This window comes from Actinomycetospora corticicola (genome assembly GCF_013409505.1).
GTDB classification, from domain to species: domain Bacteria; phylum Actinomycetota; class Actinomycetes; order Mycobacteriales; family Pseudonocardiaceae; genus Actinomycetospora; species Actinomycetospora corticicola.
The window spans coordinates 1,140,022-1,154,703 of record NZ_JACCBN010000001.1 but is presented as its reverse complement, the minus strand read 5'-3'; the positions used below and the strand labels follow the sequence as shown (position 1 = coordinate 1,154,703).

The 14,682-nt window shown below is 74.8% G+C and carries 19 protein-coding genes; 12 read left to right on the top strand and 7 right to left on the bottom strand.

Annotation, left to right across the window (positions count from 1 at the left end):
- Positions 1 to 2 precede the first annotated feature (2 nt).
- From BJ983_RS05465 to BJ983_RS05455, 3 genes are all read left to right on the top strand, one after another.
- On the top strand, positions 3 to 1,133 hold the full coding sequence (locus tag BJ983_RS05465; protein WP_179792894.1) for a DNA glycosylase AlkZ-like family protein: 1,131 nt from the start codon (positions 3 to 5) through the stop codon (positions 1,131 to 1,133).
- A 65-nt stretch (positions 1,134 to 1,198) separates the two neighbouring features.
- Positions 1,199 to 1,372, top strand: a complete 174-nt coding sequence (locus BJ983_RS05460) for a CsbD family protein (RefSeq protein WP_179792893.1) — start codon at positions 1,199 to 1,201, stop codon at positions 1,370 to 1,372.
- Positions 1,373 to 1,563: 191 nt separating this feature from the next.
- The gene (locus BJ983_RS05455) at positions 1,564 to 2,544 is read left to right on the top strand and encodes an FAD-dependent oxidoreductase (RefSeq protein WP_179792892.1); all 981 of its coding nucleotides are present in this window, start codon (positions 1,564 to 1,566) and stop codon (positions 2,542 to 2,544) included.
- Here the strand turns inward: BJ983_RS05455 and BJ983_RS05450 are convergent.
- Complete coding sequence (locus tag BJ983_RS05450) at positions 2,541 to 3,302, bottom strand: uracil-DNA glycosylase family protein (protein WP_179792891.1); 762 nt, start codon at positions 3,300 to 3,302, stop codon at positions 2,541 to 2,543. The two genes, BJ983_RS05455 and BJ983_RS05450, sit on opposite strands and share 4 nt — an antisense overlap.
- Positions 3,303 to 3,362: 60 nt before the next feature.
- Here BJ983_RS05450 and BJ983_RS05445 point away from each other — a divergent pair, with 60 nt between their 5' ends.
- The 4 genes from BJ983_RS05445 (at position 3,363) to BJ983_RS05430 (ending at position 5,841) form a co-directional block, all read left to right on the top strand.
- Positions 3,363 to 4,103 (top strand): hypothetical protein, encoded by a 741-nt coding sequence (locus BJ983_RS05445; protein WP_179792890.1) that lies wholly within the window; start codon positions 3,363 to 3,365, stop codon positions 4,101 to 4,103.
- 103 nt (positions 4,104 to 4,206) lie between these two features.
- On the top strand, positions 4,207 to 4,713 hold the full coding sequence (locus BJ983_RS05440; RefSeq protein ID WP_179792889.1) for a hypothetical protein: 507 nt from the start codon (positions 4,207 to 4,209) through the stop codon (positions 4,711 to 4,713).
- Positions 4,710 to 5,330: a hypothetical protein gene (locus tag BJ983_RS05435; RefSeq protein ID WP_179792888.1), complete on the top strand. Its 621-nt coding sequence runs from the start codon at positions 4,710 to 4,712 to the stop codon at positions 5,328 to 5,330. Before BJ983_RS05440 ends, BJ983_RS05435 begins: the two co-directional genes overlap by 4 nt.
- 37 nt (positions 5,331 to 5,367) lie before the next feature.
- Positions 5,368 to 5,841 carry a hypothetical protein gene (locus BJ983_RS05430; protein WP_179792887.1) on the top strand — a complete coding sequence of 158 codons (474 nt, stop codon included), beginning with the start codon at positions 5,368 to 5,370 and terminating at the stop codon, positions 5,839 to 5,841.
- Here BJ983_RS05430 and BJ983_RS05425 read toward each other — a convergent pair.
- Positions 5,831 to 6,274, bottom strand: a complete 444-nt coding sequence (locus BJ983_RS05425) for a DUF3293 domain-containing protein (RefSeq protein WP_179792886.1) — start codon at positions 6,272 to 6,274, stop codon at positions 5,831 to 5,833. The genes BJ983_RS05430 and BJ983_RS05425 overlap by 11 nt on opposite strands.
- 152 nt (positions 6,275 to 6,426) lie before the next feature.
- Between BJ983_RS05425 and BJ983_RS05420 the strand changes: the two genes are divergently transcribed.
- On the top strand, positions 6,427 to 6,672 hold the full coding sequence (locus BJ983_RS05420) for a hypothetical protein (RefSeq protein ID WP_179792885.1): 246 nt from the start codon (positions 6,427 to 6,429) through the stop codon (positions 6,670 to 6,672).
- 60 nt (positions 6,673 to 6,732) lie between these two features.
- A complete protein-coding gene (locus BJ983_RS05415; protein WP_179792884.1) occupies positions 6,733 to 7,473 on the top strand; it encodes a dienelactone hydrolase family protein in 741 nt (246 codons plus the stop codon).
- Here BJ983_RS05415 and BJ983_RS05410 read toward each other — a convergent pair.
- From BJ983_RS05410 to BJ983_RS05395, 4 genes are all read right to left on the bottom strand, one after another.
- Positions 7,451 to 7,867 carry an NUDIX domain-containing protein gene (locus BJ983_RS05410; RefSeq protein WP_179792883.1) on the bottom strand — a complete coding sequence of 139 codons (417 nt, stop codon included), beginning with the start codon at positions 7,865 to 7,867 and terminating at the stop codon, positions 7,451 to 7,453. The two genes, BJ983_RS05415 and BJ983_RS05410, sit on opposite strands and share 23 nt — an antisense overlap.
- A 141-nt stretch (positions 7,868 to 8,008) precedes the next feature.
- Positions 8,009 to 9,037, bottom strand: a complete 1,029-nt coding sequence (locus tag BJ983_RS05405; protein ID WP_179792882.1) for a diguanylate cyclase — start codon at positions 9,035 to 9,037, stop codon at positions 8,009 to 8,011.
- A 108-nt stretch (positions 9,038 to 9,145) separates the two neighbouring features.
- Positions 9,146 to 10,093 (bottom strand): GGDEF domain-containing protein, encoded by a 948-nt coding sequence (locus BJ983_RS05400; RefSeq protein WP_179797371.1) that lies wholly within the window; start codon positions 10,091 to 10,093, stop codon positions 9,146 to 9,148.
- A gap of 64 nt (positions 10,094 to 10,157) precedes the next feature.
- Positions 10,158 to 10,628, bottom strand: coding sequence for an acetyltransferase (locus BJ983_RS05395; RefSeq protein WP_179792881.1), 471 nt, complete (start codon positions 10,626 to 10,628; stop codon positions 10,158 to 10,160).
- Positions 10,629 to 10,666: 38 nt separating this feature from the next.
- Between BJ983_RS05395 and BJ983_RS05390 the strand changes: the two genes are divergently transcribed.
- Complete coding sequence (locus BJ983_RS05390) at positions 10,667 to 11,437, top strand: MerR family transcriptional regulator (RefSeq protein ID WP_179792880.1); 771 nt, start codon at positions 10,667 to 10,669, stop codon at positions 11,435 to 11,437.
- 57 nt (positions 11,438 to 11,494) lie between these two features.
- The gene (locus BJ983_RS05385) at positions 11,495 to 12,013 is read left to right on the top strand and encodes a Uma2 family endonuclease (protein ID WP_179792879.1); all 519 of its coding nucleotides are present in this window, start codon (positions 11,495 to 11,497) and stop codon (positions 12,011 to 12,013) included.
- Positions 12,014 to 12,100: 87 nt separating this feature from the next.
- Here BJ983_RS05385 and BJ983_RS05380 read toward each other — a convergent pair whose 3' ends face one another.
- Complete coding sequence (locus BJ983_RS05380) at positions 12,101 to 13,078, bottom strand: zinc-binding alcohol dehydrogenase family protein (protein ID WP_179792878.1); 978 nt, start codon at positions 13,076 to 13,078, stop codon at positions 12,101 to 12,103.
- A 150-nt stretch (positions 13,079 to 13,228) separates the two neighbouring features.
- On the opposite strand from BJ983_RS05380, the gene BJ983_RS05375 reads away from it, so the two are divergent.
- Entirely contained in the window at positions 13,229 to 14,605 is a 1,377-nt protein-coding gene (locus tag BJ983_RS05375) for a transposase (RefSeq protein ID WP_281376260.1), read from the top strand.
- Positions 14,606 to 14,682 lie beyond the last annotated feature (77 nt).

Here is a 14,682-nt window from a genome sequence, read left to right as displayed (position 1 = left end):
CGATGAGTCCCGCGAGCGCCGAGGTCCCCGTCGTCCGCCGGGACCGCGTGCTGGCCCGGCGGACCGTCCGTCACTTCCTGGCCGACGAGCCCGCCGCCCGCGCCGTGGACGTCGTCGCGCGTCTGCTCGGCGTGCAGGCCCAGGTCGGCTCCGCCGCCGAGCGCGCGGTCGCGGTGCGCGGCCCGGACGTGACCACGGTGCGCGCGGGCCTCGCGGACGGCTCCCTCGTCCGCACGTGGAGCGTCCGCGGCACGCTGCACGTCCTCGACGCCACCCGCGCCCCGGACCTGCTCGCCCTGCTCGCCGCCGCCCGGACGTGGGAGAAGGGATCGTGGCAGCGCGAGTTCGCGACGGCCCCGGATGTGGCCCGCCTCGCCGAGGTGGTGCGCGGGCTCCTCGAGGGCGGGCCGCACACCCGCGACGAGCTGGTGGCCGGGGCGGCACCCCACGTCCCGAACGAGCTGGCCGACCGGCTCACCTCGGGGTGGGGGACGGTCCTGAAGCCGCTCGCGTGGCAGGGGCTGCTGGTCAACGGCCCGCCGCGCGGGAGCCGGCCCACCTTCGTCGCTCCCCCCTGGGCGGCGCTGCCCGACCCGGACGACGCCGCCCGACGGGTGATCCCGGCCTACCTCGACGCCTACGGGCCCGCGAGCCCCGCCACGTTCGACGCCTGGCTGCTGCGCGGCGCGACCCGGCGGGCGACCCTGCGGCGCTGGTTCGCCGATCTCGTCGACGCCGGGACGATCACGCCGGTCGCCGTCCACCCCGACCACGGCGGCGAGGTGCGCTACGCCCGCACGGCCGACCTGGACGAGCTCGCCGACGGGCCCGGACCCGATGACCGCCTCCGCTTCCTGCCGGCCTTCGACCAGTGGGTGCTCGGCCCCGGAACGCGCAGTCCCGAGATCCTGGCGCCCGTCCACCGCGGCCGCGTGAGCCGCGCCGCCGGCTGGATCGCACCCGTCGTCGTGCGGGCGGGGCGGGTGGTCGGCACGTGGTCGGGCCAGGACGTGCACGACGTCGAGCTCTTCGAGGGCGGGGAGCCGCCCGCGCACCTGCTCGACCCCGAGCACCGGCGGTGGCGCCGGATCCTGGCCACCCCTGCGGACGGGGAGGGCGGTTCCCCGGCCTGACGATCGGGTAGCCCAGCGCCCGAGCGGGTCGAACCGACCCGACGCCCATCACGGAAGGGGACGCCATGAGCGGCGCCGACAAGGCCGAGAACAAGGGCGAGGAGCTCAAGGGCAAGGTCAAGGAGACCGCCGGTAGCGCGGTCGGCAACGAGTCCCTCGAGGCCGAGGGCAAGGCCGACCAGTCGAAGAGCAGCATCAAGCAGGCCGGCGAGAAGATCAAGGACGCCTTCAAGTCCTGATCGACCGCACCTCGACGGCGCCCGTGGCCCCCGGCCCGGGCGCCGTCGTCGTTCCCGGGCTCGTCGGATGACGGATAGTTCCTACGCTTCTGGAACCCTGCGTCGATCCTTCCGCGGCACCGACAGGTCCGTTCGAGTGACTCGGCGTCGTGGGGAACCGGCCCGTAACCCGCCGTCGCTACGGTCCGTCCGTGCCGACACCGCCGCCGACCCGCGCCGAGGTGGTCGTGGTGGGGGCCGGCGTGATCGGTCTGACCACGGCCGTGGTGCTCTCCTCCGCGGGGTGGCGGACCGAGGTGTGGACGGCGGACGATCCGGCGGAGACGCCGTCGGCCCGCGCGGCCGCGGTGTGGACGCCGACGCCGCACGCCCCGCTCCAGACCTCGCTCACCTGGGCCGCCCGGTCGCTGCAGGAGTTCTGCGGCCTGAGCCGCGTCCCGGACAGCGGGGTCACCCTCGCCGAGGGCCTCACCCTGACCGCGAGCGACACATCGGGTCATCTCCCCGCGCTCACCCGCCTCTCCCCCGACCTGCGCGACGCGGCCCGTGACGAGCTGCCCGCCGGATTCACCGCCGGTCTGCGCTACCGGCTCCCACTGATCGACATGGACCGCTACGTCCCCTGGCTGCTCCAGCGGCTCGACACCACCGGTGGACGGTTGCGACAGCAGCGCGTGGCGACCCTCGCCGAGCCGCTGGCGGCCGCACCCGTCGTCGTGAACGCCTCCGGCCTGGGAGCCCGCGACCTGACCCCGGACCCGACGGTGCGGCCGGTGTTCTCGCAGTACGTCGTGACCGACAACCCCGGGCTGGACCGCGTCGTCGTCGACACCACCGACTCCCGCCGGTGGGTGTCCGTCGTCCCGCACCGCGACCGCGTGCACCTGGGCGGGGTGCGGGTCACCGGGCGCGACGACGAGCGACCGGACCGCGAGCTCGCGTCGGACGTCCTGCGGCGGTGCCGTGAGCTGGAGCCGGCCCTGGTCGACGCGCGGGTCCGGCGGATCGACGCCGGCCTCCTGCCGAGCCGCCCGACGATGCGCCTGGAGATCGAGAACCTGGCGGCCGGCCGGGTGGTGCACGCCTACGGGCACGCCAGTGGCGGGGTCACCGCCAGCTGGGGTGCGGCGCACGCGGTCGCGGCCCTGGTCGGAGTGCCTCCGGGCCCCTAGAAAGGACGTCGCCCGGAGGTCCGGGCCGGTGGGACCACCTCGCCGCGGGCCCGCTGCGCTGCGTGCCGCAGCACCTCGACCAGCCGGTCGCCGTTGCGCCGCCCGGTCAGGGGGTCGAGCCGGTCGTGCACCAGGGGGTTCGGGTGCGGCGCGCGGGAGACGGTGGCCGTGGTGAGCTGCCACGGCAGGCCCGCACGCCGGGCGAGCACGTCCCACGCCTTCCCCGCCGGCGAGCCCAGCAGCACGACCTCGGCCGGAGGAGCGCCCAGCAGGTCGAGGAACTCCGCGAGCCGGGGCTTCGCGCGCACCACCTCGTCGGCCAGACGCCGCGGCGGATGGTGGTTCGGGTTGGCGATCCACCACGGCACGAGGTGCCAGTGGAGCGTCACCTCGTGGCCCAGCCCCGCGCGGTCGGCGGCCCGGTAGAGGTTGGCCGACACCGCGTCGTTCGCGTAGCGGCTGACGAACCCGCTGCCGTCCTCCGCGTCGGCCGCCGGCTCGTGCAGGAGCAGCAGCACGCGGGCGCCCTCCCCCGCCGCCGTCGGGTCCACGTACGGGACGTTCTCCAGGGTGGTGTCGCGCAACCGGTCGACCCAGCGGTTGAGCCGACCCGGCCCGCCGTCGTGCCGACGCGCCCACCAGTAGGCGTGCCGGTCGGGGGCGAGCTCACGGCTGAACAACTCGCCGCGCCGCTCCGCGAGCCGGTTCCACACCACCCGCTCCGGGCGCGCGACCGGTCGCCGCTCGTCCTGCACCACGCCGTCCACCCTAGGGTGCGCCACAATGCGCGGCGTGCTGTTCGCGCACCGGGCCCGCTGATGGCCGACGACGTCGTGGTGCGGCTGGTCGGGGGCCCGGACCACCCGGGCGAGCTCGACGCCGCCGGGCTGCGGGGGCTGCTGGGCGCCGTGCAGCTGCTGACCACCCGGGTCGCCCGCCACCTCGTCGACCAGGCGCGACCGGGTCGCAGCGCCGGGGTGGTCGAGCGCGCGGCGCGGCTGCGGCTCGTCGGCCTCGCCGGGGAGGGCACGGCGACCGTGCTGCGGTTCGCGGTCGGCGAGGAGGGCGTCCTCGGGGACGGACTGGAGCACGAGGTCACCGACGCCGTCCTGGAACTCGTCCGCGGACTCTGGAACGAGGTCCCGCCCACCTGGACCACGCCGCTGCTGGGCGAGGCGTGCGTCGAGCTGCTCGACGCCCTGGCCCGGGTGGCGCGGACCGCGACGTTCGGCGGGGCCCGGTTCCGTGCGGTCAGCTTCACCCCGGGCAACCTCTCCCGGGACGTCTGGCCGCGCGAGGACGCCCCGCGCCGCTACGGGGCGGCGGCGACGGTGCGCGGTCGACTCGACCGCGTCGACCTGCGACGACGGGTCCTGCGGGTGCTCGACGAGTCCGGGGCGGACGTGGTGGTCGAGAGCGTGCTCGCCGGGTTCGACGCCGACGCCGACCCCTTCGTCGCGGCGGCCCGGCTGATCGGCGCCGAGGTGGTGGTCTCGGGACCCGCGAGCCGCGGTCCGGGCGGCCTGCGCCTACGCGGGGCGACGGTCCGGCCGGTCTGACCCCGTCGGAACGCCGTCGGAACGCCGTCGGGGATTCCTGGAACCGATCGGGGCGCGGCGCACTCCAAGGGGATGACGGCACCCGTGACCCCTGGAGGTACCCGTGAACGCGATCGTCCGGACCCGAGAGCCCTCCGGTCCCGATCTCGGAGCGAGCCGCTACCCGTCGGCGCTGCCCGACTGGGACGGTGTGGTCGTCACCGCCCTGGTACCGCCCGCCGCGCTGCCGCTGCTGCGGACCCGTCGGCCGGGCGAGACCGTGCGGCTCGCGCTCGCGATCGCCGAGGACGAGGTGCGGCCCGCGCTCGTCGGGGCGGACCGCTGGCGGACCGACGGCCGGGCCCGCGTCGACGCACGGGGGACGTTCGGCCGGCTCCCCCGGGAACCGCTGTGCTCCCCCGGGTTCCTCGAGGTGGTGGGCCGCCGCTGGCCGCTCGCGACGGGCGCCGACGTCCGTCCGGGCGTGCGCCTCGAGGTGGCGGGCCTCCTCCACGTCGCGCTCGACGCCACGCCCTTCGCCCGGCTCTGGCGGATCCGCGGCTGGCGCCGGGTGGGTCGCGGGACGACGGTGGACCTGCTCGACGTCGCCCCCACCGGGGTCCCGGCGTGAGGCGTCCGCGCCGACGGCCGGTGCGGGTGGCCGGCGACCGCCGCGGCGGCCCCGTCGTCGTCCCACGGACCCGCTCCGAGGAGCTGGCCGTGCAGCTGCCGGGCACGTTCCTCGACGACCCGGAGCTCGCCGCGCTCGTGCCCGGCGCCGAGATCGACGCGGCCCCCGCGCTGTTCGTCGCCGAGACGATGCCGGCCGGCCGCGGACCGGACGGCTGGTCGCACGACGACGTCGGCCTGGCGCGGGCGCAGGGCACCGTGCTCACCGCGCTGCCCGGCGCGGACGGGGAGTGCCCGGTCAGCGTGCTCGACGCCGGGGAACGCCTTTTCCCGCTGTTCTGGGCGACGAACGAACCGTCGTCCGGCCGCCTCGCCGTCGCCGGGGCCCTCTACCTCGACCCCGAGCTCGCCCCCGGGACGGGCCACGGGGAGCAGATCGCCCTGTGCCGTGAGCGCTACCGGGTCACGGCGCTGCGGCTGTCCTCCCGGCTGTCGTGGCGCCCGGAGCCACCCCGACACCTCGACGCCGTGCCCGACCACGTGGACGAGGACGTGGTGCTGGTCGTCGGGCTGGTGCCGGTCGGGGTCGGCGACACGGCCCGCCCGCGTGTCGGCTGACCGGAGGATGACGGTGACGGGGCCTACGGTGCAGGGCGTGCGGGTGGAGGCGGTCGTGCCGGCGTGGATGCTCGCCGACGGCGAGTACGTCGGACTCGCGCCCGGCGATCCGGTGCACACGGGCTTCGCGCTCGCCGTCACCGCGACCTCGCCCGGGGCGGCCGAGACCTTCGACCAGGCTCCCGACCGCCCCGGGCTCACCACCGTCGCCGGTCGCACCGCCACGGTCGGGCGGTCGACCGTGCTGGTGGGCGGGCCGTGGACGCTCGCGCTGTTCACGGCCGGCCGTGTCCCGGCCGGCGTCGAACTTCTCGTGGAGGGGTGGCTCACCGTGGAGCCGTACCTCTGGGCTCCCGACGGCGAGCTCGCCCGCGACCGGCCGGAGGGCCGCGTCGGGTGGACGGTGGCCCGGGTGCGGATGGTCGGCGATGCCGCCGAGGACCTCGACCGACTCCCGGGCGAGACCGGCGTCGACCCCGACGCCGCCTACGTCCTCGACCTCACCCGCTGAGCGTCCAGCCCGCGTGGCTCGGCGGGCCCCCGTCGCACGGGAGGATCGACCAGGCCGCCGGGTCCCACCGGAAGATCGCGTCCTGGCCGTGCCGACGGCCCAGGGACACCGCCTCGTCGTCGGTCAGGCCCTCGACGACCACGCTGTGCTCGGTGTGCGAGCCGTCGGAGGCGCCGGCCTCGGCGTCCCAGCGGCACAGGTGCCCCGGGAGGTCCCCGAGCAGCGCCTGCTGACGTCGGTCGTTCTCCTCGGGCGCGAGGCGCGCCGGGCCGGGGTCGAAGGCCGTCAGGACGTGGACCGGCGCGGCGAACGGGAACCGACCGGACGTGATGCCCGGGTCGGCGGGATGCACCTCGACCACCCCGCCGTCGAGATCGTGGATCCGCAGCCGCGCGCGCCGGTAGCCCGCGAAGCGTTCCTCCCGGTCCGACACGTCCTCGATCATGCACCGCCCGGTTCGACGCGCGACGTTCCTCTGTTCCCATCCTCCCGCACAGGGAGGTGCCGATGGGACCGGCGTGCTGATTCTGCCGGGTTGGCTGTAGATCTTGACGCGGCCCGGTGATCGCGGACACCGTCGCGCGGATGACGAAGGATCGGATCACGAACGTGCTCGGGGTCCTCGGGGCGATCTTCTGTCTCGTGGCGGTGCTGACCGGGTTCGGCCACGCAGCGGAGCGCGACGACGATGACGATGCGCCCGCCGCTCCTCCGCCCACCAGCCAGGTCGCGCCCGCGCCCGGCGTCGCACCTCAGCAGCCCGCCGTCCAGGCCCCCGCACCACCGGCACAGCCGCCGGCGGACGACGACGACGGGGACGACGACGGGTAGGCCGTTCGCCGTCGGTGAAAGCCGACCCACCCGCCGTCCCGGACGGTCCACGATCACCGCATGACCCGGACCGAGCTCGCCGTCGAGACCCCCGACGGCACCTGCCGCGCCACCCTGCACACCCCCGACGGCGAGGGGCCCTGGCCGGGCGTCGTGTCCTACCCCGACGCGGGCGGGGTGCGGGAGACGCTGGCCGGGATGGCCGACGCGCTGGCCGCGCGCGGCTTCGCGGTGCTGGTGCCCGACATCTACCACCGGACGCCCTACGCGCCGTTCGACACCTCGACGCTGTTCGGCGACCCCGAGGAGTTCGCGCGGCTCACGTCCCTGGCCGGGAGCCTGACCCCGAACCAGGTGGTCACCGACGCGAAGTCGCTCGTCGCGGCGCTGCGGGCGCGGGCCGAGGTGGCGTCCGGTGGGCTCGGCGCGGCCGGGTACTGCTTCGGCGGTTCCATGGCCTTCCGTGCCGCGGCGGCCGAGCCGGACCACGTCGCGGCGGTGGCGACCTTCCACGGCGGCGGGCTCGCGGCCCCCGACGACCCGTCCAGCCCGCACCTGCTGGCCGGCTCGATCCGCGCCGCCGTGTACGTCGCGGCCGCCACCGACGACGCGAGCTTCGACACCGCGGCACACGCCCGGCTCCGCGAGGCGTGCGACGCGGCGGGGGTCGCGCTGACCCTCGAGACCTACCCGGCCGCCCACGGGTTCGCGGTGCCGGACAACCCGACCCACGACGACGAGGCCGACCGGCGCCACCGGGAGACCCTCGCGGCGTTCCTCACCGAGCAGCTCCTCCGATGAGCGGCAGGGCCTGCTCGCGGAAGAACCGGCCGTCGGCCGGGTGCGAGAGCAGGTCCGGCACCTCGGCCGCGGGGACCCACCGGGCCTCCGGGTTGGCCGGGTCGAGCGGCGCGAGCGGCGCCGTCGGGCTGCGGAACAGGAAGAGCGTGATCGTCTTGTACTCGGGCAGCCCGCGGCGCACCGCCATGCGGCTGAACGAGCCGAGCTCCTGCACGAGGTCGAGGTCGGCGAGCCCGCACTCCTCGTGGATCTCACGCCGGGCGGCCCCGAGCACGCTCTCGCCGTCCTCGACGTGACCCTTCGGCAACGACCAGGTCCGCGACCGCTGCGACACGACGACGACGTGTCCCCGCGGATCGACGACGACGCCGCCCGCGGCGTGGGTGGAGAACATGTCGCCGGTGTGCCCGCTCAGGCGGCCGCGTCCACGGACCAGGGTGCCCGATTCGTCCTGCCGGGCGGCCGACGGTGTGGCGTTCCTGCCACTGGACGCCGGCAACGACGCTTCGCTGTCACGAGGAAGGGGTCTGCCGTGTCAGGGGGTGACCTCGACGACCGGTTCCCGCACGCCCGCGACGCCCGCGTGGACGGGGCGTGCGGCCTTGCGGGCCCGCTTGTTCGCGTACATCGCGGCGTCGGCCTCGGCGAGGGCCTGCGTGAAGCCGCCGTCCACCCGGAACGGGGCCACGCCCACCGAGCACGGGACGTCGGCATCGGCCAGCGCGGCCTGGAGGCGGTCGCCCAGCCGCCCGGCGTCGTCCGCGCCGACGGAGGCGATCAGCCCGAACTCGTCGCCGCCGAGCCGCGCGAGCGGGTCGCCGGCCCGGACCGCCTCGACCAGGGCCTCCGCGGTCCGGCGCAGGAAGCGGTCCCCCGCGTCGTGCCCCTCGACGTCGTTCACGGTCTTGAGCCCGTCGAGGTCGAACATGACGACGGCCGCCGGGTCGCCGAAGCGGCGGAACCGGTCCTCCTCGCGCTCCATCCACCGCTGCCAGCCCCGGCGGTTCAGCAGGCCCGTCAGCGGGTCGGTCTCGGCGTCGGACACCGCCCGCTCGAGCGCCCGCGCCGACTCGACGGCGGCGCTGTCCGCCTCGAGCACGCTCGACAACAGGCTCGACAACAGGTCCAGCAGCGTCTCGTGCTGCAGGAAGGTCTGCGGCAGCGGATCGGGGTTGAGCCCGACGACGGTGCCGAACAGCGAGCCGTCGGCCTGGAGGATCGGCGTCCCGACGTAGGCGCCGACCCGGACCGCGTCCCTCGCCTGCGCGTCGACGGCCTCGGCCAGGTCGGGCACGAGCGCGGTGTCCGCCACGACCCGCGGGGTGGACCCGAGCGACATGGTGCGGCACAGCGAGGTCGACCAGGCCACCTCGACGCCGGGGCGGATCCCGTACGCGCGGTCCGCGGTGACGAGCATCGTCTGGCGCCGGCCCACCACCCGCGACACCGCCCAGACACCCATCGGCACGGTCTCCGCCAGGTAGTCCACGACCATCCGACAGGCGGCGTCGAACGCCCTCGGCGGCGTCAGCTCCGCCGCCACCTCCTCGAGCCGCGTCGGCACTCGTGGCCCCCTCGTCGTCGCGAACCGGATGCGCGTACCGGTACCACCGCGGGCGGGGGCTCTACTCCTGCTCGGCGCCACGACCACCCCGTCGGGCGCCGGTGCGGCTCACGAACGGGCGAAGGATCCCTTCCGGGCACGTTTGTCGGAGTACATCGCCGCGTCGGCCTCCGAGACCGCCTCGGCGAACCCCGCGGCGACCCCGACCGGCGCCACCTCCACCGAGCACGGGGTGCAGGCCGCGTCGAGGACCGACTGCAGACGGGCGACCAGCGGGCCGGCGTCGTCGGGCCCCACGGTCGCCACCATCGCGAACTCGTCACCGCCGAGCCGGGCGAGCGGGTCCCCGTGCCGGGTGGCGCGCCGCAGCGTCTCGGCGGTCCGCCGCAGGTAGCGGTCGCCGGCGTCGTGCCCCTCGGTGTCGTTCACGGTCTTCAGCCCGTCGAGGTCCATCATGACGACGCAGGCCGGGTCGCCGAACCGACGGAACCGCTCCTCCTCACGCTCCAGCCACCGGTCCCAGCCGCGACGGTTCAGCAGCCCCGTCAGCTGGTCGGTCTCGGCGTCGGACACGGCCCGCTCGAGCTCGCGGGCCGAGTCCACGGCGTTCGTGTCGGCCTCCAGCACGCTGGAGAGCAGGCTGGACAGCAGGTCGAGCAGGCCCTCGTGCTCGAGGAAGCCGGGCTCCATCGGTTCCCGGTTGAGCCCGATGAGGGTGCCGAACAGGGCGCCGTCGGGATGCACGATGGGCGTCCCGACGTAGGCCCCCACCCGGAAGTCGAGGGCGGCCGCGGTCTCCCGGGGGCCCGCCAGCTCCGGTCGCGTCCCGACGTCGGGCACGATCCGCGGGGTCTCCCCGGTGATCATCGTGCGGCACATCGTCTCGGTCCACCGGTTCCCGACGCCGGGTTCGAGTCCGTACTCGCGGTCGTGCGCCACCAGGACGGTCTGCCACCCCGCGGCCACCCGCGTCACGGCCCAGGCCCCGAGCGGGACCGCCTCCCCGAGGTAGTCGACGACCATCCGACAGGCCTCGTCGAAGGCCCGTGGAGGCATCACGTCGGTCACCTGGATTCCGTCGTCACCACTCACGTCGTCCCCTCACGAACGCCTCTCCCCCTCATCGCCCATTGTGGGCGGAACCGTCACGCGTGGATCGCGGAGGGGTCACCCGACGGAGGTGGATCAGGGGGTACGGCAGGCCGTCGCCGTCGGTCTCCGAGCGCCCGGTCGCGACGAAGCCGCGTCGCCCGTACCAGGCGCGTCCCGCCTCGTTCTGCTCGTTGACGTCGAGGGTGAGGATCGGGGCCCGGACGTCGTCGAGCAGCGCCGTGCCCACGCCGCGCCCGTGGGCGGCCGGGTCGACGAACAGCATGTCGATCTCACCGCCGCGCGCGGCGAGGAACCCGAGCGGCCCGTCGTCGGGACCGACCGCGACCCGGACCGCCGCCCGCGGGAGCTCCCCGCGCACCCGCGCCTCGAAGCCGTCGACCGCCTCCGTCGTCAGGAAGTCGTGGGTCGCGTCGACCGCCCGCCGCCAGATCCCGACGAGCGCCTCGAGGTCGGCGGGGACGGAGTCTCGGATGTGCACTTGACCCTCACGCGACGTCAGCCCGGAACCTCTCCATCATGACCGGGATGACGGGGACGGCGCTCACGGTGGGTCAGCTCGCCGAGCGGTTCGGGCTGACGGTCCGGACGCTGCACCACTACGACGAGGTCGGGCTGCTCCGGCCGAGCCGTCGCAGCGCGTCGGGTTACCGCCTCTACACCGACTCCGACATCACCCGCCTGCAGCACGTCGTGGTCTACCGACGGCTCGGCTTCGCGCTGGAGGACATCGCCGTCCTCCTCGACGACCCGGGCGCCGACGTGGCGGCGCACCTGCGCCGGCAGCGGGACGCGGTCACCACCCGGCTCGACGAGCTCACCGACCTCGTCGTGGCCATCGACCGAGCCCTGGAGGCGGAGATGGACGGAATCCAGCTGACGCGGGACGAGCGCAGGGAGCTCTTCGGGGACGGGTTCTCCGACGAGTACCAGGCCGAGGCGCGGGAGCGCTGGGGCGACACCGAGCAGTGGCGGCAGTCCCAGGCGCGGACCGCGCGGTACACGAAGGACGACTGGGCCGCGATCAAGGCCGAGACCGACGAGGTCAACGCCGCGTTCGTCGCCGCGAAGCGGTCCGGGGCGGCGCCCGACTCGGAGGCGGCCCGCGCGGCGGCCGAGGCGCACGGCCGGCAGATCCACGAGCGGTTCTACGACCTCTCGCCGGAGATGCACCGCAACCTCGCCTGCCTGTACGTCACCGACGAGCGCTTCGCGCGGACCTACGACGACCTGGAGCCGGGCCTCGCGCAGTACGTGCACGACGCGATCCAGTCGTACCGGGCGGACTGAAACGACCCCACCCGCCGTCGGGGAGGTGCGAGCATGGGCAGCGACCCGGGAGGTGCCATGAGCATCAGCTACTCCGCTCCCTCGCGGCTGCTCGAGCTCGCGGACTGGGAGTCCCTTCCCGACGACGAGCTCCATCACGTCGAGCTCGTGGAGGGGGTGCTGCGTGTGTCGCCCCGGCCGCAGTTCCGCCACCAGGACGTGCTCGGCCGCGTCTACCGGGCGCTGTGCACGCGGTTGCCGCCCCGGTGGACGGCGCTGATCGAGGTCGAGATCGTCGTCGAGGGCGACCCCTTCCCGACGGTGCGCGTGCCCGACGTGGTGGCGGTCCCGTCCGGGCTCGTGGGCCGGCGGGCACGGTGTGAGGCGTCGGAGGTCCGACTCGCGGTCGAGGTCCTCTCCCCCGGCACCCGGCGGACCGACCGCATCATGAAGGCCGACGAGTACGCGTCGGCGGGGATCGAGCACTACGTCCTCGTCGACCCCGAGGGCGCGACCGCCGTGGTCGCGCTGCACGAGGGCCGCTACGTCGAGGTCGACGCCCTGGAGCTGGACGGCGTGCGGATCGACCTCGACTGAGCCGCCCACGCATCGCGGCATCGACCTCGGGACGCAGAGCTCGGAGGGCGTGCTCGACCCGGGAGACGGCGCACGCCCTCGCCCGGCTCAGACGGTGATCGCGACCTTCCCGGTCATCCGCCCGCCCTCCACCAGCTCGTGGGCCCGCTGCAGGTTCTCGGCGGTGAGCCCGTCCAGGCGCTCCGACAGCGTGGTGCGCACGGTGCCGGCCTCGACCAGCTCCGCGGTGCGGTCCAGCAGCTCGTGCTGGGCGACCATGTCGGCCGACTCGAACATCGACCGCGTGAACATGAGCTCCCAGTGCAGGGCCAGGCTCTTGTCCTTGAGCGGCAGCGTCTCGAGCCCCTCCGGCTCGTCGATCGCGACGATGCCGCCACCGGGGTTCAGCAGCTCCGCGTAGGTCTCGATCATCCCCTCGGTGAAGGGCGAGAACACGAGGTCGACGCCGTCGGGGGCGACCTCGCGCACGGAGTCGAGCAGGTCGTGGTGGTCGGCGGTGTGGTGGGCGCCCATCGCGGTGGCCCAGTCGCGGGAGGCCTCCCGCGAGGCCGTGCCGATCACCGTGAGATCGGTCAGCGCCCGGGCGTACTGGAGCACCATCGAGCCGACCCCGCCGGCCGCACCCATGACGAGCAACGTGCGCGACCGGCCGTCGGGAAGACGGAAGCGGTCGAAGAGCGACTCCCAGGCCGTGATCGCGGTCAGCGGGAGGGCGGCCGCCTCGGCCCAGTCCAGGGTGGAGGGCTTGCGGCCGACGATGCGCTCGTCGACGACGTGGTACTGCGCGTTCGTCCCCGGACGCAGGATCGACCCGGCGTGCATCACCTCGTCGCCGACGGCGAAGAGCGTGACCTCGTCGCCGACCGCGGTGACCACGCCGGCGGCGTCGAAGCCGAGGACCTTGGCCTCGCCGCCGGGGTCGACGCCGTGGTGGAGCTTCGTGTCGACGGGGTTGACCGAGACCGCCCGGACCTCGACGACGAGGTCGCGGGGCCCGGGGGTCGGGTCGGGCAGGTCGATCTCGGTGAACGGGCCGGACTTCTCGGTGTAGGCGATGGCCTTCATAGGGGTGCGGTACCCGCCCGTGAGTACTTTCCCGTGTCCCGGAGGCTGTCGGATTTTGTAGACGGCTGCCACCGGTCCTGATTGGATCTTGTGGTGGCTCGTGGGTTCCGTCCGGTCGATCGTGACACCGGGTTCTTGCTGCCCCCGGACATGCGGGACTGGCTTCCGGAAGGCCATCTGGCATGGACGGTGCTCGACGCGGTCGACGCGCTGGACCTCAGCGCGTTGACCGGGTCCTACCGGCTCGGTGGGCGGGGCCGGCGGGCCTACGACCCGGCGATGATGCTGGCGCTGTTGATCTACGCCTATGCGGTCGGGGAGTCCTCGTCGCGCCGCATCGAGGCCCGCTGCGAGCACGACGTGGCGTTCCGGGTGATCGCCGCCGGGGACGCACCGGATCACAGCAGCATCGCCGGGTTCCGGGTCCGGCACCGGGACACCTTCGCGGACCTGTTCGTCCAGGTCCTGCGGCTGTGTCGGGAAGCGGGGCTGGTCAAGGTCGGCACCATCGCCCTCGACGGCACCAAGATGCGCGCCAACGCCTCCTCCGGGGCCAACCGCACCGCCGCCGGCATCAAGGCCGCGCTCGACGCCGAGACCGCCCCTGACGCCGAGACCGCCCCTGGGGCTGGGGGTGACGCGGCGGTGGTCGCCGAGCAGCTGCGGCGCGCGGAGGCGACCGACGCGGCCGAGGATGCCGAGTTCGGCTCCGATCGCGGCGACGAACCGCCGCCGGGGATGCGGGACCGGTCGGGGCAGCGGTCCCGGTTCGCGGCGGCCGCGGCGCGGATCGCGGCCCGCGAGGCGGCCGAAGCCGCCCAGCAGCAGGGGGCGCAGGCCCGCTACGAGCAGAAGGTCGCGGCGCGGGAGGCCTACCGGGCCGAACACGGCCGCAACCCGCGCGGGCGGCCCCCGAAGCCACCGGCCGCTCCCGATCCCGACCGCAAGCCGGGCCGGGCGAACACCACCGACCCGGACTCGGTGGTGATGGCGACCCGCCAGGGCTTCGTGCAGGGCTACAACACCCAGGTCGTGGCCAGCGAGGACCAGGTCATCCTGGACGCCGAGGTCGTCACCGACACCAACGACACCCAGCAGCTCGCGCCGATGACCCGCGCCGCGCTGATCATGCTGCGGCTGCTCGGGCTCGAGGTCCCGCACACCGTGCTCGCCGACGCCGGCTACTGGAACACCACCGCCATCACCGAGATGGACACCGCCCACGACCGAGGTCTCGGCCCGGAGCCGGTGGTGCCGCCCGACCGGGCGGCGCTGCGACCCGAGCCCGGCGGGCACGACCCGCAACGCCAGTCCACCCGCGCCCGGCGCATGCGTGAACGGCTCCGCGAACCCGACCGACGCGCCCACTACCAGCGCCGCTCCGGGATCATCGAACCCGTCTTCGGGCAGATCAAGCAACGCACCGGCGACCGGTTCCGGCTCCGCGGACTGGCCGCGGTCAACGCCGAGTTCAAGCTGATCGCGATGACCCACAACCTGCTCAAACTCCACGTCGCCAGCCCCTGAACCGCTGGGTGGCGGCGCCCTCCGGGCGCCGCCACCCCGCCATCAGCAACCCGCCGTCAGGAATCACCTACCGCGGG